This is a genomic window from Amycolatopsis stemonae (assembly GCF_054781455.1).
On sequence record NZ_BAAGUJ010000008.1, the window covers coordinates 86,855 to 107,446 of the forward strand.

Genomic DNA, 20,592 nt, shown 5'->3' on the forward strand with positions numbered 1-20,592 from the left:
GGCTCGATGCAGCAACCGCCGCAGTACGGCTACGGCCAAGGCCGGCAGGGGTACCCGGGTCCGCCCGGGTACCCGCCGCCCGGCTACGGCCCGCCGATGCCGCCCCCGAAGAAGAAGCGCACGGGGCTGATCTTCGCGATCATCGGCGTCGTCGTCGTGCTGCTCGGCGTGGGCATCCCGCTCGGCATCTTCGCGAAGGACTACTTCAAGAGCACCGGCGCGGCACCGGCTTCGACGCCGGTGCCCGCCGAGTGCCAGGTGCCGCCCCAGGCGCTGGCGAAGGCGGGTTTCCCGAGCTTCGCCGCCGGCGGTCCGGGCACGGCCGACGTTCCCGGGCTGAAGCAGGTCAACTGCAGCTGGAAGCCGGGGCCGGACGAGAACGTCCGCGACGCCACCCTGAGCGTCCGGATCACCGCGTACTCCGGCGAAAACGCGCGCGAGCAGGCGAACACCCTGTTCCAGCCGCGGGACCCGGCCCTGCCGCCGACGGGCGTCCAGGGGATCGGGGACAAGGCGGCGCTGGTCCGCCTGGTCACCAAGAGCGCGTTCAGCGGCTCCGAACTGCACGTGCTCACGGGCACGACGGTCGTCATCGTCGAGGTGTCCGGCTGGGACAAGGGCTTCTTCTCCAACTCGCCGATGCCGCAGCAGGAAACCGACGACGCGGTGAAGACGGTCGGCACCGAGGTCGTCAAGCGCCTGGGCTAGGAGCGGAAGAGCGCGTAAACCACTTCGTCGCGCCAGCTCCCGCCGCGCCAGGTGACCTCGCGCATCACGCCTTCGCGGTGGAACCCGGCCCGCTCCAGCGTTTTCTGCTCGGCGACGTTCTCGCCGTCGGTGAACGCCTCCAGCCGGTGGGCGCGGGTGACCGAAAACAGGTACGTGACGAGCAGCCGGTGCGCGGCCGTGCCGAGGCCGCGGCCGCGGTGCTCCGGCAGCAGCGTCAGGCCGATTTCCCAGCAGCCGCCCGCCGGTCCGCCGCGGTCGGCCGCCTCCCAGCTCGCCAGGCCGGCGACGACCTCGCCGGCCGTCACGGCCAGGGCCGAGTCGTGCGCGCCGAGGTAACCGTCTTCGGCCCAGCGGCGGCGGCGCGCCCGCGGGTCGGTGAAGCCGGTCCACTGGTGCGGGCCCAGCACCGCCGGGTCGGTCGAGAACCGGTCCAGGACCGGCAGGTCCTCCTCGCGGAAGGGGCGCAGCGCGACCTCGTTCACGCGGGTGCGGGCAGCGTCTTGCAGAGCGCCACGGGGAACTTCGGCTCGGCCGCCCGGATCTCCGCGCAACCGGCCGACTTGACCTGCGCGAACGCCGTCCACCCGGTGTCGCTCCAGCGGAACACCGAGCGGGCGGGCGGGGCGGCCTGGTGCGGCGCCAGGTCGAGGACCAGCCAGCCCGGGTCGCAGGCGCGGGTCGTGCCCGCGCTTTCGGCGCCCGTCGCGGACACGGCGGCGCCGATCCACGCCGGGTCGCAGTGGTCGGCGGGCGGGGCGCAGGTGCCCTGGGGCGCGCAGTGGCCCCAGCCGGCGCCGAGCTTGTGCCAGGCGTTCCCGTTGTCGCCGTTGAGGATCACGGTCCGGTCCGCGACCGGCTCGGCCGTCGTCAGCCGCAGCTCCGCGGGCACCTTGTCCTGGCAGCCACCCGACGCGGGCCGCGTCGAGTAGACGACGTCGGCGCGCACGTCCGTCTTCGACTCCACGACCTGCTCGATCCGCGGCTCCCGGACGCACCCGGGATCCTTGCCGGGCAAGGCGACCTGCACGAGCAGGCTGACGTCGTCGGGGCCCGGGCGGATCCCGGTGACGTCGGCGCGGAACGAGCGCCACTCCGCGCCGATGGTCGTCGGCGCCGGCGCCGCGGCGTCGGCGCCGGGCACCCCGCCGCCGGCGGTGACCACCACGGCCACCACCGCGCCCGCCACGACCAGTGCCCCGGCGATCCACAGAACCGGTCCCTTGGCCATCGTCACCCCCAGAAGTCCACCGGGCAATCTAGCCGAACCCACAGCGTCAGAAGGGCGGACCGAGTTTTTAGCGCTGTGTGACGTCCTTCTCGAGGTACACGGCGCCGGCGATGTGGCCGCCGGCCGCGGGAGCGTCGGTGAGCCGGTAGCCGGCGCGCTGGTAGAGCGTGATGTTGCGGGTGCTGCGGGCCCCGGTGAACAGCGCGAACCGGCGGGCTTCGGCGGGCGCGTGCGACTCCGCGTGCGCCAGCAGCCGCCGGCCGAGCCCGCGCCCGGCCAGGTCCGGTGCGACCATCAGCCGGCCGATCTCCCAGCAGTCCCCTTCGAGCCGGGCGCGGACGGCGCCGACGAGGCGGTGCTCCTGCCGCAGGACCCACACCGACCAGGTCTTCGTCCAGTCGCGCACGTCTTCGAGGCTTTCGTGCAGCGCGGGGATGTCGAGGGTGCCGTTGAGGACGGCCTCCTGGACCCAGCAGCAGCGCTGCAGAACGAGCAGTTCGGCGCAGTCTTCGGGCCGGATTCCGGTGAGCTCCACGCGGGTCTGTCTAGCGATCGGGAGGTCGCCCGGGCAACTGCATTACCCCGCTTGTGGGTGACTTGACAGGTCCCGGGGTTCACGGTTGACTGGTCTACGTCGAACAAGTGTTCGACGTAGAACCGCCGCCTTCCCCGCGGCGGACCAGAGCCGTCGGTCGTGTTTTTGGGAGAGGCCCGACCGCCGGCCCAGTCCGTGGTGGGGAGGTGCGTGCGGTGACCGCTGTGGTGGAGCCGCCGGTGGCCCGGCTGGCGGCCCTGCCCGGGGTCAGCACGGCGAGCCGGGTCGCGGCCCAGGCCGGCCAGGCGCGGGCGACGGGAAGGGTGCTCCCGGTCGCCCCGGCGCTGGCCGGGCTGCTGCCCGCGGCCGGGCTGCGGCGGGGGAGCACGGTGGCCGTCCACGGGGCGACGTCACTGCTGCTCGCCCTGCTCGCCGAAGCCACCGCCGCCGGGTCGTGGGCGGCCGTGGTCGGCATGCCGTCGCTGGGGCTGGCGGCGGCGGCCGAGCACGGCGTCGACCTCGCCCGGGTGGCGTTGGTCCCACGTCCGGGCGCGGAGCTGCCGGCGGTGGTCGCGGCCCTCCTCGACGGCGTGGACGTGGTGGCGGTCCACGCGGGGACGGTCCAGGCAGCCGTGGCGCGGCGGCTGTCGGCCCGCGCCCGGCACCGCGGCGCGGTCCTGCTGGCGTTCGGCGCCTGGCCGGGCGTGGACGTCGAGCTGTCCTGCCGCGTCGAGCCGTGGACGGGTCTCGAGGACGGGTACGGCCACCTCCAGGAGCGCCGGGTGACGGTCCGCGCCCACGGCCGCGGCGCGGCAGCCCGCCCGGTCACGGCGACCCTCCACCTCCCCGGCCCGTCCGGCGCCGCGGCTCCCGCCTCACCCCGCCTGACCCTCCGAACCGAGGCGACGGCATGAGCCCCTCCCGTCCAAAGTGGACCCCCACCCGCCTCCCGGCCCCACACCCAACCCCGTGTCGACCCTCCAGTCACGCGTGTCGACCCGCTAATCACGCGAGCCGACTGTCCGGGTGGGCGAGCCACCCCTCGGCGTGCGCGAGCCGTCCCGGCTGGGAGGCCGCATGACCGTCCCCGCGCAGCGCAGTACTTCCGAGCAGCCCACCCGGATGCTCGTCCTCTGGTGCCCGGACTGGCCCGCCGTCGCCGCCGCGGCCGTGGGGCAGGTGCCCGTCACCGAACCGGCTGCCGTGTTCAGTGCCAACCGGGTCGTCGCGTGCAACGCCGTCGCGCGCAGCAACGGCGTTCGGCGGGGCATGCGGCGGCGGGAGGCGCAGTCGAACTGTCCGGATCTGGCCGTCTTCGCCGCCGACGACGGACGGGACGCGCGGCTCTTCGAGGCCGTCGCGCGGGCGGTCGAGGCGCTCGTCGTCGGGGTCGAGGTCGTGCGGCCGGGGCTCGTCGCCGTTCCCGTGGCCGGGGCCGCCGGGTACTTCGGTGGTGAGCACGCCCTCGTCGAGCGGCTCGTCGACGAGGTGTCGGCCGCCGCGGGCGTCGAGTGTCAGGTTGGTGTCGCCGAAGAGCTCTTCGCCGCGACGCTCGCCGCTCGGTGCGGGGAGTTCGTCGAACCCGGGCGCGTCGCCGAGTTCCTCGCGCCGCTGCCGGTCACCGAGCTCGACCAGCCCGGCGCCGACCGCGCGGAGCTCGTCGACCTGCTGCGCCGCCTCGGGTTGCGCACGCTCGGCGCGTTCGCGGACCTGCCGGAGCGCGACGTCGCCAACCGCTTCGGCGCCGCCGGGCTGCTGGCCCACCGGCTGGCGCGGGGACGCTCGGAACGTCCGCCGCTGCGCCGTCGCCCACCACCGGAACTGACGCTGGCCGAGGAGTTCGACCCGGTCGTCGAGCGGGTCGACGTCGCGGCGTTCCTCGCCAAGGGCCTCGCGACGCGGTTCTGCGCCGCCCTCGCCGGCCACGGCCTGGCCTGCACCCGGCTCGGGATCTACGCGGTCACGGAAGACGGCGAACACCTCGGGCGCGCGTGGCGCTGCGCGGAACCCTTGACGCCCGCCGGGGTCGCCGACCGCGTGCGCTGGCAGTTCGAAGGCTGGCTGCGCGCAGCCCCGGGGCAGCGGCCGACGTCCGGCGTGGTGCGGCTGCGGCTCGAACCCGAGGAGACCGTCGAAGGGCGGTCGCTGCAGCTCGACCTGTGGCAGAACGGCGGTTCGGAGGAGGACGACGAGCGCGCGGCGCGGGCGTTCGTGCGGGTCCAGGGCCTGCTCGGCCCCGAAGGCGTGGTGACACCGCTGCTCGACGGCGGCCGCGACCCGGCGGGCCGCGTCCGCCTGGTGCCGTGGGGCGACCCGCGCGAGCGGACGACCCCGCCGGACGCGACCTGGCCGGGACGCTTGCCGGCGCCGTCCCCGGCGACGGTCCTCGACCGCCCGGTGCCGGCCCAGGTCTTCGACGCCACCGGCCGGCCGGTGGGCATCACCCAGCGCGAGCAGGTCACGGCGCCGCCGCACGGGCTGAGCATCACGGGCGGCCCGCCGAGGGCGGTCGTGGGATGGGCGGGCCCGTGGCCCCTGGCGGCCGACCGCCGAAGACCCGGCCCGCGGCGGGCGCGGCTGCAGCTGCTGCTCGCGGGCGAGGCGGACGACCCGCCCGAGGCGGTGCTGGTGCACTGCGCGGGCACGGAAAATCCACTGTGGACGGTCGAGGGAGTGTACGACTGAGCATGGACGAGGACTACGCACGCAAGCTCCGCGCCTGGCTGCGCGCCGAACCGGAGGCAGCACCCCGCCCAGCGGACGAGCGCGAATGGCTGCGGGAGATCCCGGAGCCAGGCCCCGCCGAGGGCAGGTGGACGCCCGGCCAACGGCTCCCGGAACCCGGCACCGGCGATGAGCGACCAACCGCCGACCGGGATCCGCAGACCGGCTCCGAGAAGTGGTCGGTGTGGGGACAGCTACCGGAAGCCGACCTCGACGAAGAGTGGGTCTGTCCGGTGATCGACCTCCCGGTACCGCGCGTCTCCGACGAAAACGGCTGCCGCATGAGCGATGCCGAAGCCCGCAGTCGCTGGAACCACCCCTCCAACTGGCATCGGCGACGCCGCGCGGCCGCCGATGAACACCGCGACGGGAACCGCTGAATGGGCTGGAACAACCCGCCCGTGCGCTGGAAGGACCTCGCCCGCACCCTGGCCGGCGGGGTTCCTCCCGGTGACCACGGTGACAGCCCCGCCTGGGGGCGGCGGCGCGAGGCCTACCAGCGGCCGGACGACGTCCCCACGCGGCGCAACGACGATGGTGGCGAGACCGTCCGCGTCCCCTACGCCGAGCTGCACTGCCACTCCAACTTCAGCTTCCTCGACGGTGCCAGCCATCCCGAGGAGCTCGTCGAAGAGGCCGCGCGCCTGCAGCTCGACGCCATCGCCCTCACCGATCACGACGGGATGTACGGCGTCGTCCGCTTTGCCGAGGCCGCACGGGAACTCGGCGTCAACACCGTCTTCGGGACCGAGCTCAGCTTCGGGCTGAGCGGCCCGCAGAACGGCTTCGCCGATCCCGAAGGCGAGCACCTCCTGCTGCTCGCGCGCGGCGACCAGGGCTACCGGGCCCTCTGCCGCGCCATCACCGCCGGGCAGATCCACCGGGACGCCGAAAAGGGCAAGCCGATCTACGACCTCGGTGCGGTGGCCGAGGAGGTCGCCGGGCAGTGCGTCGTCCTCACCGGGTGCCGCAAGGGCGCGGTGCGCTCCGCGCTCGTCACAAATGGCCCGAGTGCTGCCGCCGAAGCGCTGGAGAACCTCGTCGAGCGCTTCGGCCGTGACAACGTCTACGTCGAGCTCACCGACCACCGCCAGCCGCTCGACAGCACGCACAACGACCTCCTGACGAAGCTCGCCGAAGAGATGCACCTGCCCACCGTCGCCACCACGGCGGCGCACTACGCCCGGCCGGAACGCGCCCCGCTCGCCGACGCGCTCGCCGCCATCCGGGCCCGGCGGGGGATCGACGACCTCGAAGGCTGGCTGCCCGCGGCCGGGACGGCGTTCCTGCGCAGCGGCGCCGAAATGGACGTCCTGTTCCGGCGCTACCCCGGCGCCGTCCGGCGTTCGGCCCTGCTGGGCATGGAATGCGCGTTCCCGCTCAAGCTCATCGCGCCCAAGCTGCCGCCCTTCGACGTCCCCGAAGGCCACACCGAGGCAACCTACCTGCGGAAGCTGACCGAGAAGGGCGCGGCGGAGCGGTTCAGTGGCAAAGACCACGAAGACAAGGCGAACGAACAGATCGAGCACGAGCTCGCGATCATCGAAGACCTCGGTTTTCCCGGCTACTTCCTGATCGTCTGGGACATCGTCCGGTTCTGCAACGAGAACAGAATCCTGTGCCAGGGCCGCGGCTCGGCCGCGAACTCGGCCGTCTGCTACGCGCTCGGCATCACGAAGGTCGACTCGGTGGCCAACAAGCTGCTGTTCGAACGCTTCCTCGCCCCGGACCGCGACGGCTACCCGGACATCGACCTCGACATCGAGTCCGACCGCCGCGAGGAGGCCATCCAGTACGTCTTCGAGAAGCACGGCCGCCTCCGAACGGCCCAGGTCGCGAACGTGATCACCTACCGCGCCCGGTCCGCGGTCCGCGACGCCGCCCGCGCGCTCGGCTATTCGCCCGGTCAGCAGGACGCCTGGAGCAAGCAGATCGACCGCTGGGGTTCCCTGCGCACCACCGAAAAGGACCACGACCACGACATCCCGGACGAGGTGGTGCAGCTCGCGTTCGCGCTCGAGGACTTCCCGCGCCACCTCGGCATCCACTCCGGCGGGATGGTCATGTGCGAGGAGCCGGTGAGCCAGGTCGTGCCGGTCGAGTGGGCGCGGATGGCCGACCGCAGCGTCATCCAGTGGGAGAAGGAGGACTGCGCGGCCGCCGGGCTCGTCAAGTTCGACCTGCTCGGGCTCGGCATGCTCTCGGCGCTGCACTACATGCTCGACCTCGTCGAGGAGTACAAGGGCGAGAAGATCGACCTCGCCGAGCTGGACCTCACCGACCAGAACATCTACGGCATGCTCTGCCGCGCCGACGCGGTCGGCGTGTTCCAGGTCGAAAGCCGGGCGCAGCTGGCGACGCTGCCGAGGCTGCGGCCCACGGAGTTCTACGACCTCGCGGTCGAGGTCGCGCTGATCCGGCCCGGTCCGATCCAGGGCGGCTCGGTGCACCCGTACATCCGCCGCAAGCAGGGGATCGAGGAGTGGGACTACGACCACCCGTTGCTGAAGAACGCGCTGCACAAAACGAAAGGCGTGCCGCTGTTCCAGGAGCAGATGATGCAGATCGCCCTGGACGTCGCGAACTTCACCGCGGCGGAGGCCGACCAGCTGAGGCACGCGATGGGGTCGAAGCGGTCGGACCGCAAGATGGAACGGCTGCGGCAGCGCTTCCTCGAAGGCGCCATCGCGAACGGCGTCGAAGAGGACCTCGCCGGGAAGATCTTCCTGAAGCTCAAGGCGTTCGCGAACTTCGGCTTCCCGGAGAGCCACGCGCTGAGCTTCGCGCACCTCGTGTTTTCCAGCGCCTACTTCAAGTTCTACCACCCGGACGCGTTCCTGGCGGGCCTGCTTCGCGCGCAGCCGATGGGGTTCTACTCACCGCAGTCGCTGGTCGCCGACGCGCGGCGCCACGGCGTCACCGTGCACGGCCCGGACATCAACCGCAGCCTGCCGCACGCCACCCTCGAGGCGGGCGCCGGGAAGGTCCACGACGTGCGCACCGGGCTGAGCACCGTCCGGCTGATCGGCGAGGACCTCGCGAAGGCGATCGTCGCGGAAAGGCTGGCGAACGGCGACTACACCGACATGGCCGACGTCGCCCGCCGCGTGCGGCTGACCACGCCGCAGATCGAGGCGCTGGCGACGGCCGGTGCGTTCGCCGGCTTCGGCGGCGACCGGCGGCAGGCGCTGTGGACCGCGGGCGCGGTCGCCGGGGAACGCCCGGAGAAGCTGCCGGGCCTGGTCGGCGGGCAGGCCCCGGTGTTGCCGGGGATGGACGGCCTCGACGTCGCGGCGGCGGACGTGTGGGCGACCGGGGTGTCGCCGGGCAGCTACCCGACCGAGTTCATCCGAGACAGCCTCGACGCGATGGGTGTCGTCCCGGCGAGCGGGCTGGCCGAGCTCGAAGACGGCGCACGGGTGCTGGTCGGCGGCGCGGTCACGCACCGGCAGCGTCCCGCGACCGCGGGCGGCGTCACCTTCCTCAACCTCGAGGACGAGACGGGGATGGTGAACGTGATCTGCACGCTCGGTCTGTGGCAGCGCTACCACCGCGTCGCGCGCGCCAGTTCGGCGCTGCTGGTCCGCGGCGTGCTGGAGAAGGCCGACGGCGTGGTGAGCGTGCTCGCCCACCGCGTCGAGGCGCTGCCGATGCGGATCAAGGCGAAGTCGCGGGACTTCCAGTGAGCGGGCGCCGCGCGATCGTGACGATCTCCGGGCTTTCGGACGTCACCGGCGTGCGGTCCCAGTAGCCGTATTGCTCGTCGACGACCAATCCGGCGTCCTCGATGAACGCGTTCAGCGCAGGGACGTCCAGGAACCGCAGTGTGCTTTCGCTGTACTGCGGTGCGTCCCAGCTCGGGCTTTCGTACGTGGTCTTGAAGGCGACGTACCCGTTCTCGAACGGCCCGGCGTCGTTCCACGACCGCACGTCGCCGGCTTTCCAAACGTGCACAGGCGTCCAGCGTTCCCAACCGCGAGCCGCCGGGTTGCGCGTTTCGAAGCCGAACCGGCCGCCGGGTTTCAAGGCCCGCCGGACCGCCGCGAACGCCGTCCGCAGCTCGTCGTCGGTCAGCAGCACCTGGAACGCGTGCCCGGTCATCACGGCGAAGTCGAACTCGCTCTCCCAAGCCACGGTCGACAAATCGCCGTGCACCCACTCGACGTCGTCGCGGCGGCGGGCCTGGAGGAGCATGCCCTCGGCGGGGTCGAGCCCGACGAGCCGTCCGCGGTGGCCGGACTCGCGCGCCCAGTGCAGCAGCGACCCGGTGCCGCAGCCGACGTCGAGCACCGACTCCGCGGCCATGATCATCGGCAGGTAGAACTCGAAGTCGCCGGAGCTCTCCCGCGGGTTGAAGGCGTCGTACAGCGAGGCGAGGTACGGGTCGACGTAGTCGTGGTCGGGCACGGCGTCACCGTAGCCAGTGAGCCCGAGAAGATCACGCCGTTTTCGGGGCCAGGCCGAGGAGCTCCGGCCGCGCCGCCAGCTCCTGCCAGTACGCGCCGGGGTCGGGGAGCAGCCGTCGCCGGTCGAGGTCGAGCAGCCCCGAGACCGACGACACCGAAGCGACGAGCGTGCCGTCCGGGGCGTGGAACTCCTGCGTCACGCGGGAGTTTTTGCCGGTGCCCCAGTGGAATTCGCAGCCGACCGACACCTCGCTGCCGGGGACGAGCTCGCGGTGGAACCGCACGGTCGTCTCCAGGTTCACCGGGCCGATCCGGCGCGCGGCCAGCGCGGCGGGGCCGATGCCCGCGGCCCGGACGCACACCCAGCGCGCGTGGTCGGCGTAGGCGAGGTAGGCCGGGCCGCGGACGTGCCCGTTGACGTCGAGGTCGTCAGCGCGCACCGCGATGGTGACTCGGAACATGCGGTCGATCGTGGCGTGCGGTCGCCGCGGGTGTCTGGAACTTTTCGGCCACCCGTACGAGGGCGGCGGGCGAGGAGCCGGACAGGCGGCGGCATTCGCGGCCGAGGTGGGACTGGTCGGCGTACCCGAGTTCGGCGGCGACGCGGGCCAGCGTCGTCCGCCCGCCCGCGAGGGGTTCCACCCGGCGCAGGAACCGCTGGAACCGCCGGACGCGGTGCAGCTGCTTCGGGCCGGCGCCGACCGCGTGGACGAAGTGGCGCCGCAACGTGCGCTCGCTGATGCCCACCGCGACATCGGACGTCCGCGCGGCCGTGCCGAGAGCGTGGACGGCGGCCAGCACCCGCCGGTCCGGCATCGCGCCGCGGCGAGCGACGAGCGATTCGAGAATTCCGCGCTGCGCCTCAGGATCGGACGACGCGAGCTGCTCTTCGGCGCGCCGGGCGTCCGCGCCCCAGAGGTCGCTCAACCTGGTCACGGCGGGCAGTTCCGGCACGGCGGTCCCGAGTACGGCGGCCGCGGCGCCGCACCGCAGCCGCACCCCGACCCGCGACGCGGACGCCGGAACCCACAGCCGCAACGGCGCCCCGACGGTGACGACGACCGTGAGCGCGGCACCGTCCCAGACGAGGTCCGCGCAGCCGTCGGGGAGGACGCGCAGCGGCCGCGCCCAGCCGGTGCTCCCGTGCCAGCCGCAGGCCAGCACCCCGGCCAGCGCGGCGGGCGGGGCGACCTCGCGGTACACCGACCGCGCCGCCACCGGCCGCAGGGGAACTCCCATGAGCCCAGTATGCAGCGGTATCACCCCGTGGATCATCGGCCGCGACACCGCATCGGCGACGCGGTCGCGATGGCGTTCGACTCGCCCGCGGGCTGGGGCCGAGACCCGGGCTTCGTGTGGCTCCACGTGCCGGACAGTGAAGAGACGCAAGGGTGTGCGATCGCGGCCGGCGCCACCGAGGTGACCCGCGGACCGTGTTGTTCTTCGGCGACCGCGTCAGCCGCGTGCGTGACCCGTGCGGCAACCGGCCCTGATCGCGTGTGGCACCCTGGGCCCCGTGCTGGAAACGGGGGAGGACTACCGCGAAGCGGTGTTGTCCGGGCAGTGGTGGGAAAAGCGCCGGTTCACCGGCTGCGACTTCACCGGGGCGGACCTGAGCGGGCTGCGGACCCGCGGCTGCACGTTCGACGACTGCGTGTTCACCCGGGCCGACCTGGCCCGGTCGCGCCACGACGCGTCGGCGTTCCGCTCCTGCACCTTCGACCGCTCCGTGCTCGTCGAAAGCCGCTGGACGTCGTGCTCGCTGCTCGGCTCGTCGTTCACCGAGAGCGGCTTGGCGGGCATCGCGCTCACCGAGTGCGACCTCTCGCTGGCGTCGCTGTCCAAGGCGCGGCTGCGCCGGCTCGGGCTGTCCGGGCTGCGGCTGCGCGAAGCCAACCTGACCGAGGCCGACCTCACCGGCGCCGACCTGCGGGACAGCGACCTCACGGGCGCCCGCTTGCAGGCCGCGAAGCTCGACGGCGCCGACCTGCGCGGCGCTCGCCTCGACGCGAACGCCCTGGTGCAGGCCGACCTGCGGGGCGCGCAGGTCGACGTCGAGACGGCCCTGGCGTTCGCCGCGGCCCACGGCCTGGTCATCCGCTGACACGACGAAGGCCCCGGCAGCGCCGGGGCCTTCGAAGCGGGACTCAGTCGATCGGCGGTTCGCCCGGGTCGAGCTCGATCAGGTCGCCCTCGGCGAGCAGTTCCTCGATCGACGCCGGCAGCAGGTACGCCGACCCGCCGCCCGGCTGGTTGAACCACGGGATCGCGACGCCGGCCAGCGTCTCGAGCGGCCGCTGCACGCGATAGACGTGGTACGGCCGGTTCACCCACTCGGGCACCAGCGAGCGCTCGGCGAAGGGCGTGCCCGCCGCGTATGTCAGGTTGCCGTTAGGGCCGCCGAAGCGGTCCAGCTCGCTGCCCGCGGGCAGCTCGCGCAGCTCCTTGCCGCGGAACAGCGTCAGCGGCGGCTCGCCGGCCATCGGCCCGATCGGCCACTGCTGCTGGCCGCCGCCACCGCCGCCGTTGACGGCCGGGCGGGCCGGCTCGTCACGACGTTGCGGCGGGGCCGGCGGCGCGGGCGGGACCGGCGGGGCACCCGGCGAAACCGGCGGGGCCAGGACGGTCGGCGCGGACGGCGGCTCCCGCCGGGGCGGCGCTGGGGCCGCGGGCGGCGGGCCGGCCTGCTGCTGGGCCACCGGGGGCGGCCCGGCCGGGACGGGGGTGGGCGAGCCGGGCTGGTGCGGCGGGGCCGTCGGCTCGTCGTCTTCGAGGTCGCCGAAGAGCTCCTCGGCGCTGGTGAACGCCGTCTGCTCCTGCGGCGGCACCGGGTCCGGCTTGCGGACCGGGTACGAGCCGGTCGCGACCTCCGGCGACACCGTCGCGACGACCCGCTGCGGCACGGGCTCCGGCTCGGGTTCCGGCTCGGCGAGCGGCGGCGGCTCTTCGTCGGGCACGTGGCCCTCCGGGTTGAGCAGCAGCTTGCCGAGCATGAACGCGGCCGCGTCCTCGGCGTCGCCGAACACCGCGGGGTTGCTGAGCTTGCCGTCGTACCAGCCGACGCGCCAGCCTTCGTCGACCTGCTCGACGCTCCAGCCGTGCTCGGCGGGCTCGCCCAGCTTGTAGCCGCTTTCGGGCACCTCGAGCTCGTCCAGCTTGCTCTGCAGGCCGGCGAGCACCGGGTGGTCCGGGGTCTCGCGGCGCAGCGCGCGACGGCCCGACCGCGGTGCCTGCTGCGGCGCCTCGGCGGGCTGGGCCGGGGCGGGCGCCGGGGGCTCCGGGACCGGCAGCACGCCGGGCACCTCGGTCTGCGTGATCATGGTCGGCGGACCGGGGTCGAACGCGGCGTGCGCCGGCTCGTCCGGCTCGAAGGCTTCGTCGCGTCGCGGCGAGAAGCCGCCGGGCTCATCGCCCTCCCGGCGCGGCTGGCCGGACTCGAACGCGGCTCGCGCGGGCGCCTCGTCCCGCTGGGGCTGGAATCCGGCGTGTGCGGGTTCGTCGTCGTCCGGCTGGCCGGGTTGGAAGGCGTCGTGCCCCGGCTCCACGTCCCGCTGACCAGGCTGGAAGCCGGTGTGCCCGGACTCGTCGTCTCGCTGGGGCTGGAATCCGGCGTGTGCGGGTTCGTCGTCCGGCTGGCCGGGCTGGAAGGCGTCGTGCCCCAGCTCCACGTTCCGCTGGCCGGGCTGGAAGGCGTCGTGCCCCGGCTCCACGTCCCGCTGACCAGGCTGGAAACCGGCGTGCCCGGGCTCGTCGTCCCGCGGGCCGGGCTGGAACGCGGCGTGCGCCGGCTCGTCGTCCCGGTGGGACCCGGCGTCGAAGGCGGGGTGTGCCTCGTCCTCGCGGTGCGAGGGGTGCTCGTCGTGGCCGCCCTCGTCGTCCCGCGGCTGCTCGCCGTGCCCGATCGGCTGGTCGGGGACGTACTCCGCGGTCTCGTCGAGGTCGGGCACGCGGCCCGGCTCCGGCGACGAGCCGTTCGTGCCGGAGGCGTGCTCTGCCTGGTCGTACTCCTCTTCGCCGTACTGGTGGTCTTCGTCGGCGAAGCGGTCGTCGAACTCCTGGTCGTCGTAGGCCTCTTCGGCGTATTCGTGCTCTTCGGCCGGGGCCTCGGGCTCGGGGGCGCGCGCCGCGAGCGGCGGCTCCACCGGCCCGGGCGGCTGCTGCTGCGGCGGCACGACGGGCTGGGGCGGCGCCGCCATGACGGGCGGCGGGCCCACGGGCGCCTGCTGCTGGGGCGGCGGGCCCTGCGGCGGCGGCCCGGCCGGGCGCTGCTGCTGGGGCGGCGGCTGGTTGCCCCGGGTCAGGTACGCGCCGGCGGCCTGCAGTGTCGGCTCGTCGACCGGTGGCAGCGCGAAGCCGACCGCCCGGACGTGCTCGACCAGGTCCGATTCCGGTGAAACGCCGTACTTGCGCAGGTAGAAGTTGACGGCGGCGGGCCAGATCCACTGGCCGTCGCTGTGGAAGGCCACCGGCACGGTCGCCTCGGGCGTCGCGGCCAGCCGGTCGATGTCGTAACCGCGCTCGGTGACGACCAGCGGCGCGTGGTCCAGGTACTCCAGCAGCCGGTCCTGCTCCTCGACCTCGAGGTCGGGGCGGTTGATGACCGGCCGGCCGGCCGGGCCGATCGTGTCGAAGATCCGCGCGATCCGGAAGTGCGGCCCCGGCTGCTCCGGGCCGAGCCCGGACATCCGCCGGATCAGCCAGTCGGGCACGTTGTCCTCGGTGCGCGGGAACATCCGCAGCTCGTCCGAGTAGGCCTGCGGCGGCGGCGCGAGGTTCCACACCGGCTCGTCGCGGTTGTACTCGAGGTTGTAACTGGACGGGTGGTCGAGCTGGTAGCGCGCGTTGAACCAGGTGCCGCGGCCGTCGCGGTACATGCCGCCGCGCAGGCGCCCGAACAGCGTCGCGATGTCGTGGGTGGCGAGCCACTCGTGGACCGTCCCGTCTTCGGTGACGATCTCGCCGGTCAGCTCGTGGTACCTCCCGACCGCCCGGTACTCCGCGGTGACCTTGCGCCAGTCGCGCGGGGCGGCACGGAGCAGGGCAAGGCCGATCTGCTTGACCAGGGTGTCCTGCTCGGTCGCGTTCAGCTGCGTCGTCGGTTGTGCCACGGGGACATTTTGACTGTTCGCGCGCGCGTGTGCACCCCGCATGTGGGTTTTGCCGCCCGGGGACCCGGTGGCACACGGTCTGACCTCGCGTGATGCGACGTGCGGTAGATCACAGCTTGATCGCGGTCGCCGTCGCGAGTGGACCGAGCGGGGATGCCGATCACTTTACGCGCCGCGCCCGGCTGAGCCAGGAGCGACGCGCGGGGCTCCCTTTGCCAGAATGGGGCGCGTGACGGCGAAGATTCTCGACGGCAAGGCCACCAAGAACGCCATATTCGCGGAGCTCGAGCCGCGCGTCGCGGCGCTGGCCGCGAAGGGGGTGACGCCGGGCCTGGGCACCGTCCTGGTCGGCGACGACCCCGGTTCGCACTCGTACGTGCGGATGAAGCACGCCGACAGCGGCAAGATCGGGATCAACTCGATCCGCCGCGACCTGCCGGCCGACATCACCCAGGAGAAGCTCGAAGCCGTCATCGACGAGCTGAACGCCGACCCGGCCTGCCACGGCTACATCGTCCAGCTGCCGCTGCCGAAGCACCTCGACGCGAACCGCGTGCTCGAGCGCATCGACCCGGAGAAGGACGCCGACGGCCTCGCCCCGGTCAGCCTCGGCCGCCTGGTCCTCGGCCAGCAGGGCGCCCTGCCCTGCACGCCGTACGGGATCATCGAGCTGCTCAAGCGCCACGGCGTCGAGCTGAACGGCGCGCGCGTCACGGTCGTGGGCCGCGGGATCACCGTCGGCCGGACGCTGGGCCTGCTGCTGACCCGCCGCAGCGAGAACTCGACCGTCACGCTCTGCCACACCGGCACCCGCGACCTGGCCGCCGAGGTGCGGCGCGCCGACATCGTGGTCGCGGCGGCGGGCGTGCCGGGGATCATCACGCCGGACATGGTCGCCCCGGGGGCGGCGGTGCTGGACGTCGGCGTGTCCCACGTGGACGGCAAGCTCACCGGCGATGTTCACCCGGACGTGGCCGAGGTGGCGGGGTGGATCTCGCCCAACCCGGGCGGGGTCGGGCCGATGACCCGGGCGATGCTGGTCAGCAACGTGGTCGAAGCGGCCGAGCGCTCGGTCCAAGGCTGATGACGATGACGGAAGACCGGCGGGACACGTCCGACCGCCGGCGCGGGCAGGCCCGGTTCACCCAGCTCCCGTTCGCGGTGGTGCTGCTGGTGGTGGCCGTGGCGGCCCTGCGGATCGTGCAGTACCACTGGCGGGAGGGCGCGGCGCTGATCGGCGCCGCGCTCCTCCTCGCCGGGGTGCTGCGGGCGGTGCTGCCGACCGCCAGGGCGGGCCTGCTCGCGATCCGCGGCAAGGTCGTGGACGTCGTGACCTACGCCGGCCTCGCGGCAGCCGTGCTGTACGTGGCCCTGACGATCATCGGCGGCCCGTTCAGCCCGAGCTAGGACGCCATCGCCAGCTCGCGCTTGTCGGCGCGGGCTTCGCGGCGGTCGAGCGTGCCGGAGACGATGGCCAGGCTCAGCCCGAACACGGCCAGCAGCGCGCCGACCCAGTTCGGGGCGACCAGGCCGAGGCCGCCCGCGATGACCAGGCCGCCGAGGTAGGCGCCGATCGAGTTCGCGATGTTGAACGCGGACTGGACGGCGGCCGACACCAGGGACGGTGTGCCGCCCGCCTTCTCCATGATCCGCGCCTGCATCATCGGGCCGATCATGAACCCGGCGACACCGACGAAGAAGATCGTGATCGCCGCGCCGACCTTGCCCTGCGCGGTGATCGTGAAGATCCCGAGCACGCACGCCAGGGACAGCAGCGCCGCGTACAGGCCCGGCATGAGCGCGCGGTCGGCCAGGCGGCCGCCGAGCAGGTTGCCGATCGTCATGCCGACCCCGGCCAGGGACAGCAGCAGCGTGACGTTCGACGGCGAGTAGCCGGCGACGTCGGTCAGCATCGGCGTGATGTAGGACAGGCAGGCGAACACGCCACCCAGCCCGAACGTGACGATCGCCAGCGCCAGGTGCACCTGCGGCCGCTTGAACGCGCCCAGTTCACCCCGCAGCGACGCGTCGGCGGGCTTGCCCTGGTGGGGCACCAGCCTCCAGATGGCCGCCGCGGCGACCAGGCCGATCACGGCGACGACGCCGAAGGTGGCGCGCCAGCCGACCTGCTGGCCGAGCAATGTGCCCAGCGGCACGCCGATGACGTTCGCCAGGGTCAGGCCGAGGAACATCATCGACACGGCCTTCGCGCGCTGGCCGGGGCCGACCAGACTGGACGCGACCACCGCGCCGGCGCCGAAGAACGCACCGTGGGGCAGCCCGGCGAGGAACCGGAACGCGACGCCGAACTCGTGGTTGGGCGAGAGCGCGAACAGGCCGTTGCCCAGCGTGAACAGGCCCATCATGGCCAGCAGCATGGTCTTGCGCGGCAGCCGGACGGCGACCGCGGTGAGCAGCGGGGCGCCGACGACGACGCCGAGGGCGTAGGCGGAGATCAGGTAGCCGGCGGTCGGGATGTCGACGCCGAAGTCGGCGGCCGCCTGGGGCAGCACGCCCATCATGACGAACTCGGTGGTCCCGATGCCGAAAGCTCCGATGGCGAGCGCGAGCAGCGCGACGGGCACGGCACTCCTTCCAGGGTTGTGCGGGAAATCGATTACTTGGCCGATCTCGTGGTCAGGGTCACTGGATCGGTTCAGTGAAGTTTCAAAAAGGAAGACAGCCATCCGGCCCCAGCGCCGTGAGCTGCCCACCGACAGTCCAACCGACGGAGGGGGTCGTTGTCATCCGGGTATTCGGGTGACGATCCACACCGTAACGACGTAATCAGCGGGGAGCGGCGAGCACGCCTGCCAAAAGCCCCGGGAACAGCGCGTCGAGATCGTTGCGGCGCAACGAGTTGAACCGGGTGGTCCCCTCCTGGCGGCCGGCCACGACGCCGGCCTGGCGCAGGATGCTCAGGTGGTGGGTGATTGTGGACTTCGTCACCGGCACGGTCAGCCCGCCGCACGCGATCTCGTGGTCCGCGGCCGCGAGCTGGCGCACGATCGCCAGCCGCACCGGGTCCGCCAGGGCGCGGAGCACGCCTTCGACGGTGATCTCGTCCCGCTCGGGGTGCACGAGCGGCGGCAGGGTCGCGGGCTTGGCCATGGGGCCATTGTACGACGCCGGTCGAAATTGTCGGGGCCGCGTAGTACGGTGATCGTCGAACTACGACGTTCGTCGAACCAAGCCCTGCTCCTGCTTTGGGGGACCCACCCATGTCCACACCCACGTCGTCGAGGATCTCCGTCCTCGCCTTCGGCGCGTTCGGCGTCGGGACCAGCGGCTACATCGTCGCCGGGCTCCTGCCCGCGCTGACCGGCGAGCTGCACGTCTCGGCCACGGCCGCGGCGCAGCTCGTCACCGCCTTCGCCATCGCGTACGCGGTCGGCTCGCCGCTCTTCGCCGCCGTCACCGGCACCTGGGAACGCCGGACGCTGCTGGTCGCCGCCCTCGCCGTCACCGCCGCCGGCAACCTCTTCGCGGCCCTCGCGCCCGGCTACGGCACGCTCCTGGTGGCCCGGGTGGTGACCGCGATCGGCGCCGCGGTGTTCACCCCGGCGGCGAGTGCCGTGGCGGCCCAGCTGACCGGCCCGGAACGCCGGGGCCGCGCGATCGCGCTCGTGTTCGGCGGCCTGACCGTCGCGCTCATCTTCGGCGTCCCGCTGGGCAGCCTGATCTCGCAGCACCTCGGCTACCGGGCGGCGTTCGCGCTGGTCGCGGCGTTCTCGCTGGCGAGCGCCCTGGCCGTGCGGATGGCGCTGCCGCCGGTCGCCGCGCCGCCGCGAGTGCGCCTCTCCGAGCGGTTCGCCGCGGGCCGCGACCCGCGCGTCCTCGTCATGCTGGCCGTCACGGTCCTCGGGTGCCTCGCCGCGTTCATGGTCTACACGTTCGTGTCACCGCTGCTGGCCGCGACCGCGGGCCTGCACGGCACGGCGGTCACGGTGCTGCTCTTCTGCTACGGCGTCGGCGGCGCGGTCGGCAACTTCGCCGGCGGCCGGGCGGCCGACCGCTGGGGTTCGCGCGCGCCGCTGCTCGTCGTGACGGCCGGGATCACGGTCGTGCTGGCGCTGCTGCCGATCGCGACGACGACGCCGGTCGTGGCGGGCGTCGCGCTGTTCGTGTGGGGCGTGGCGACGTGGTCGTTCAGCCCGCCGGTGCAGCACCGCCTGATCGAGCTGGCTCCGGGCCACGCGGGTCTGGTGCTGTCGCTCAACGCGTCGGCGATCTACCTCGGTGTCGGCTTGTCGGGCGTCGTCGGGGGCGCGGTGCTCGACTCGGGCGGCCCGCTGGTGCTGCCCGAGGTCGCGGCCGCGCTGACCCTGGTCGCGCTGGTGCTCGTCGGGGCCGCGTGGGGCCGGGTCCGCGAGCCGGTCGCCGCTTAGTCGGCGTGGGCCTGGACTTCGCAGTCGGGCCCGGGGTAGACGAGTCCTTCATGCCCGTCGGCGAACCGCACCAGGTAGGGCGGGGCGCCGTCGGGCCCGCGGACTTCGAGGATCTCGCCGCGCTGCTCGGCCGACCCGACGGTACGGCCGTGTACCTGGATTTCGTCTCCTACTCCTGCGTACATGGCTTCACCTCCGTGTCCAGGGTAGGAGCGCGAACCGGTCTGCGGTCCCGGCGAACGGGTTAGAATCGAGGGCATGATCGACGAAAACGGAGGCGCCGCGCCTCGGCGCCGGTGAGCCCCGCCATCCGGGTCCGCACGCCCCGCGAGCTGCGGAAGTCCCGGCGAACCCAGCCACATCCCTGTTGGGGTCACCTCGTGGCCGCCCCGCTCTGGCCGATGCACGGCGCGAACCTCGGCACCCTCCTGCGCACTTGTGACGCGGTCGGCGCGTGCCTGGCCGTACCGCGGTTCCCGTGGGTGCCGGAGGCGCTGCGCCGCGGGAACACGTTGCGGCGCCCGGCATGCGTGCACTGGGTGCACGACCCGCCGGCCTGGCTGGCACGGGAACGAGCCGCCGGCACCGCGGTCGTCGGCGTCGAGCTGGCCGAGGAGGCGGTGCGGCTGGCGGACCTCCCGGCCGCCCGCGGCCGCACGATCGCCGTGCTCGGCCACGAGCGGACCGGCATCCCGCCGGAAGCGCTCGACTTCCTCGACACCGTCGTCGAAATCCCGATGGTGGGCCACGGCGCGAGCCTGAACGTCGCGGTGGCGGGGAGTCTGGTGCTGTACAAGCTCGCCGGCCTGCTGTGAGAAGGTCGACGGGTGGCCGAGGTGGTGGAGACGGTCGCGGGCCGCGGCGGCGAACTGGTGCTGCGGCGCGACGGCGAAGCGTTCGAAGTGATCGAGAACGGCGTGTTCCTGATGGACACCCGCAACGGCGAGTCCGAGCGCCTCCTGGTGACGGGCGCCCTGTCGCCGGGGGCGAGCGTGCTGATCGGCGGCCTCGGCGTCGGCTTTTCGCTGCGCGCGGCCCTCGACGCCGGCGCGGCTTCGGTCGTGGTGGTGGAACGGGAGCCGGCGGTGATCGCCTGGAACCGCTCGGGTCCACTTCGGACGGTCCACGGCGACGCCCTCGCCGATCCCCGGGTCACGGTGGTGGAGGCGGACCTCGTCTCGTGGCTCGCCGGGACCTCGGCGCGGTTCGACGCGCTGTGCCTGGACATCGACAACGGTCCTGAGTGGACGGTCACGGAGGACAACACCGCGTTGTACTCCGACGCCGGCCTGGCGCGATTGCGTGAGGTGCTGAACCCGGGCGGCGTGCTGGCGGTGTGGAGCGCGGCCACGGCCCCGGCGTTCGCCGCGCGTCTACGGGAGCACTTCGCCGACGTCCGCGAGGTGCCGGTGGAGGTCCCCCGCGGCGAACCGGACGTGTTGTGGTTCGCGACGCGGTAGCCCTGCGTTCCTGG

The 20,592-nt window shown here is 73.3% G+C and carries 21 protein-coding genes; 11 read left to right on the top strand and 10 right to left on the bottom strand.

Annotation, left to right across the window (positions count from 1 at the left end; translation table 11 throughout):
* The first annotated feature begins 6 nt into the window (after positions 1-6).
* Complete coding sequence (locus ACYVLJ_RS27850; RefSeq protein WP_460440906.1) at positions 7-708, top strand: hypothetical protein; 702 nt, start codon at positions 7-9, stop codon at positions 706-708.
* Here ACYVLJ_RS27850 and ACYVLJ_RS27855 read toward each other — a convergent pair.
* The 3 genes from ACYVLJ_RS27855 to ACYVLJ_RS27865 form a co-directional block, all read right to left on the bottom strand.
* Positions 705-1,211: a GNAT family N-acetyltransferase gene (locus ACYVLJ_RS27855; RefSeq protein ID WP_451977915.1), complete on the bottom strand. Its 507-nt coding sequence runs from the start codon at positions 1,209-1,211 to the stop codon at positions 705-707. The two genes, ACYVLJ_RS27850 and ACYVLJ_RS27855, sit on opposite strands and share 4 nt — an antisense overlap.
* Positions 1,208-1,957, bottom strand: a complete 750-nt coding sequence (locus ACYVLJ_RS27860) for a hypothetical protein (RefSeq protein ID WP_460440907.1) — start codon at positions 1,955-1,957, stop codon at positions 1,208-1,210. The genes ACYVLJ_RS27855 and ACYVLJ_RS27860 overlap by 4 nt, the downstream gene beginning before the upstream one ends.
* Positions 1,958-2,024: 67 nt before the next feature.
* Positions 2,025-2,492 carry a GNAT family N-acetyltransferase gene (locus ACYVLJ_RS27865; protein WP_451977908.1) on the bottom strand — a complete coding sequence of 156 codons (468 nt, stop codon included), beginning with the start codon at positions 2,490-2,492 and terminating at the stop codon, positions 2,025-2,027.
* A 215-nt stretch (positions 2,493-2,707) separates the two neighbouring features.
* Between ACYVLJ_RS27865 and ACYVLJ_RS27870 the strand changes: the two genes are divergently transcribed.
* The 4 genes from ACYVLJ_RS27870 to ACYVLJ_RS27885 all read left to right on the top strand — a co-directional run bounded on the left by ACYVLJ_RS27870 (position 2,708) and on the right by ACYVLJ_RS27885 (position 8,902).
* A complete protein-coding gene (locus ACYVLJ_RS27870; RefSeq protein WP_460440908.1) occupies positions 2,708-3,406 on the top strand; it encodes a hypothetical protein in 699 nt (232 codons plus the stop codon).
* A gap of 163 nt (positions 3,407-3,569) precedes the next feature.
* Positions 3,570-5,177: a DNA polymerase Y family protein gene (locus ACYVLJ_RS27875; RefSeq protein WP_460440909.1), complete on the top strand. Its 1,608-nt coding sequence runs from the start codon at positions 3,570-3,572 to the stop codon at positions 5,175-5,177.
* 2 nt (positions 5,178-5,179) lie between these two features.
* Positions 5,180-5,596, top strand: a complete 417-nt coding sequence (locus tag ACYVLJ_RS27880) for a hypothetical protein (protein WP_460440910.1) — start codon at positions 5,180-5,182, stop codon at positions 5,594-5,596.
* A complete protein-coding gene (locus ACYVLJ_RS27885; RefSeq protein ID WP_460440911.1) occupies positions 5,597-8,902 on the top strand; it encodes an error-prone DNA polymerase in 3,306 nt (1,101 codons plus the stop codon). It abuts the gene before it with no gap.
* Here ACYVLJ_RS27885 and ACYVLJ_RS27890 read toward each other — a convergent pair.
* The 3 genes from ACYVLJ_RS27890 to ACYVLJ_RS27900 are packed head-to-tail and all read right to left on the bottom strand — an operon-like array spanning position 8,874 to position 10,861.
* Positions 8,874-9,623, bottom strand: coding sequence for a class I SAM-dependent methyltransferase (locus tag ACYVLJ_RS27890; protein WP_460440912.1), 750 nt, complete (start codon positions 9,621-9,623; stop codon positions 8,874-8,876). The genes ACYVLJ_RS27885 and ACYVLJ_RS27890 overlap by 29 nt on opposite strands.
* 31 nt (positions 9,624-9,654) lie before the next feature.
* A complete protein-coding gene (locus tag ACYVLJ_RS27895; RefSeq protein WP_460440913.1) occupies positions 9,655-10,083 on the bottom strand; it encodes an acyl-CoA thioesterase in 429 nt (142 codons plus the stop codon).
* Positions 10,052-10,861, bottom strand: coding sequence for a helix-turn-helix domain-containing protein (locus tag ACYVLJ_RS27900; RefSeq protein WP_460440914.1), 810 nt, complete (start codon positions 10,859-10,861; stop codon positions 10,052-10,054). The genes ACYVLJ_RS27895 and ACYVLJ_RS27900 overlap by 32 nt, the downstream gene beginning before the upstream one ends.
* A gap of 277 nt (positions 10,862-11,138) precedes the next feature.
* On the opposite strand from ACYVLJ_RS27900, the gene ACYVLJ_RS27905 reads away from it, so the two are divergent.
* A complete protein-coding gene (locus ACYVLJ_RS27905; RefSeq protein ID WP_451977879.1) occupies positions 11,139-11,726 on the top strand; it encodes a pentapeptide repeat-containing protein in 588 nt (195 codons plus the stop codon).
* Positions 11,727-11,769: 43 nt separating this feature from the next.
* On the opposite strand, the gene ACYVLJ_RS27910 is transcribed toward ACYVLJ_RS27905, so the two are convergent.
* Positions 11,770-14,772, bottom strand: coding sequence for a TNT domain-containing protein (locus tag ACYVLJ_RS27910; protein WP_460440915.1), 3,003 nt, complete (start codon positions 14,770-14,772; stop codon positions 11,770-11,772).
* Positions 14,773-14,959: 187 nt separating this feature from the next.
* Between ACYVLJ_RS27910 and ACYVLJ_RS27915 the strand changes: the two genes are divergently transcribed.
* Both ACYVLJ_RS27915 and ACYVLJ_RS27920 read left to right on the top strand, forming a co-directional pair.
* Positions 14,960-15,814 carry a bifunctional methylenetetrahydrofolate dehydrogenase/methenyltetrahydrofolate cyclohydrolase gene (locus ACYVLJ_RS27915; protein WP_451977873.1) on the top strand — a complete coding sequence of 285 codons (855 nt, stop codon included), beginning with the start codon at positions 14,960-14,962 and terminating at the stop codon, positions 15,812-15,814.
* Entirely contained in the window at positions 15,814-16,137 is a 324-nt protein-coding gene (locus ACYVLJ_RS27920; RefSeq protein WP_460440916.1) for a DUF3017 domain-containing protein, read from the top strand. Before ACYVLJ_RS27915 ends, ACYVLJ_RS27920 begins: the two co-directional genes overlap by 1 nt.
* On the opposite strand, the gene ACYVLJ_RS27925 is transcribed toward ACYVLJ_RS27920, so the two are convergent.
* Both ACYVLJ_RS27925 and ACYVLJ_RS27930 read right to left on the bottom strand, forming a co-directional pair.
* Entirely contained in the window at positions 16,134-17,315 is a 1,182-nt protein-coding gene (locus ACYVLJ_RS27925) for an MFS transporter (protein ID WP_451977867.1), read from the bottom strand. The genes ACYVLJ_RS27920 and ACYVLJ_RS27925 overlap by 4 nt on opposite strands.
* 202 nt (positions 17,316-17,517) lie before the next feature.
* The gene (locus ACYVLJ_RS27930; RefSeq protein ID WP_451977865.1) at positions 17,518-17,841 is read right to left on the bottom strand and encodes an ArsR/SmtB family transcription factor; all 324 of its coding nucleotides are present in this window, start codon (positions 17,839-17,841) and stop codon (positions 17,518-17,520) included.
* 110 nt (positions 17,842-17,951) lie between these two features.
* Here ACYVLJ_RS27930 and ACYVLJ_RS27935 point away from each other — a divergent pair, with 110 nt between their 5' ends.
* A complete protein-coding gene (locus tag ACYVLJ_RS27935) occupies positions 17,952-19,118 on the top strand; it encodes an MFS transporter (RefSeq protein WP_451977863.1) in 1,167 nt (388 codons plus the stop codon).
* On the opposite strand, the gene ACYVLJ_RS27940 is transcribed toward ACYVLJ_RS27935, so the two are convergent.
* The gene (locus ACYVLJ_RS27940; protein ID WP_451977860.1) at positions 19,115-19,303 is read right to left on the bottom strand and encodes a DUF1918 domain-containing protein; all 189 of its coding nucleotides are present in this window, start codon (positions 19,301-19,303) and stop codon (positions 19,115-19,117) included. The genes ACYVLJ_RS27935 and ACYVLJ_RS27940 overlap by 4 nt on opposite strands.
* Before the next feature lie 195 nt (positions 19,304-19,498).
* On the opposite strand from ACYVLJ_RS27940, the gene ACYVLJ_RS27945 reads away from it, so the two are divergent.
* Positions 19,499-19,933 (top strand): TrmH family RNA methyltransferase, encoded by a 435-nt coding sequence (locus tag ACYVLJ_RS27945; RefSeq protein ID WP_451977857.1) that lies wholly within the window; start codon positions 19,499-19,501, stop codon positions 19,931-19,933.
* 12 nt (positions 19,934-19,945) lie between these two features.
* Positions 19,946-20,578, top strand: a complete 633-nt coding sequence (locus ACYVLJ_RS27950; RefSeq protein WP_460440917.1) for a spermidine synthase family protein — start codon at positions 19,946-19,948, stop codon at positions 20,576-20,578.
* Positions 20,579-20,592: the final 14 nt, after the last annotated feature.

Bases quoted from the DNA above. Each gene is read 5' to 3' on its own strand.
- ACYVLJ_RS27850 (WP_460440906.1), top strand. From the start codon at position 7: ATGCAGCAACCGCCGCAGTACGGCTACGGCCAAGGCCGGCAGGGGTAC.
- ACYVLJ_RS27860 (WP_460440907.1), bottom strand. From the start codon at position 1,957: ATGGCCAAGGGACCGGTTCTGTGGATCGCCGGGGCACTGGTCGTGGCG.
- ACYVLJ_RS27875 (WP_460440909.1), top strand. From the start codon at position 3,570: ATGACCGTCCCCGCGCAGCGCAGTACTTCCGAGCAGCCCACCCGGATG.
- ACYVLJ_RS27880 (WP_460440910.1), top strand. From the start codon at position 5,180: ATGGACGAGGACTACGCACGCAAGCTCCGCGCCTGGCTGCGCGCCGAA.
- ACYVLJ_RS27885 (WP_460440911.1), top strand. From the start codon at position 5,597: ATGGGCTGGAACAACCCGCCCGTGCGCTGGAAGGACCTCGCCCGCACC.
- ACYVLJ_RS27895 (WP_460440913.1), bottom strand. From the start codon at position 10,083: ATGTTCCGAGTCACCATCGCGGTGCGCGCTGACGACCTCGACGTCAAC.
- ACYVLJ_RS27900 (WP_460440914.1), bottom strand. From the start codon at position 10,861: ATGGGAGTTCCCCTGCGGCCGGTGGCGGCGCGGTCGGTGTACCGCGAG.
- ACYVLJ_RS27910 (WP_460440915.1), bottom strand. From the start codon at position 14,772: ATGCGGGGTGCACACGCGCGCGCGAACAGTCAAAATGTCCCCGTGGCA.
- ACYVLJ_RS27920 (WP_460440916.1), top strand. From the start codon at position 15,814: ATGACGATGACGGAAGACCGGCGGGACACGTCCGACCGCCGGCGCGGG.
- ACYVLJ_RS27930 (WP_451977865.1), bottom strand. From the start codon at position 17,841: ATGGCCAAGCCCGCGACCCTGCCGCCGCTCGTGCACCCCGAGCGGGAC.
- ACYVLJ_RS27935 (WP_451977863.1), top strand. From the start codon at position 17,952: ATGTCCACACCCACGTCGTCGAGGATCTCCGTCCTCGCCTTCGGCGCG.
- ACYVLJ_RS27940 (WP_451977860.1), bottom strand. From the start codon at position 19,303: ATGTACGCAGGAGTAGGAGACGAAATCCAGGTACACGGCCGTACCGTC.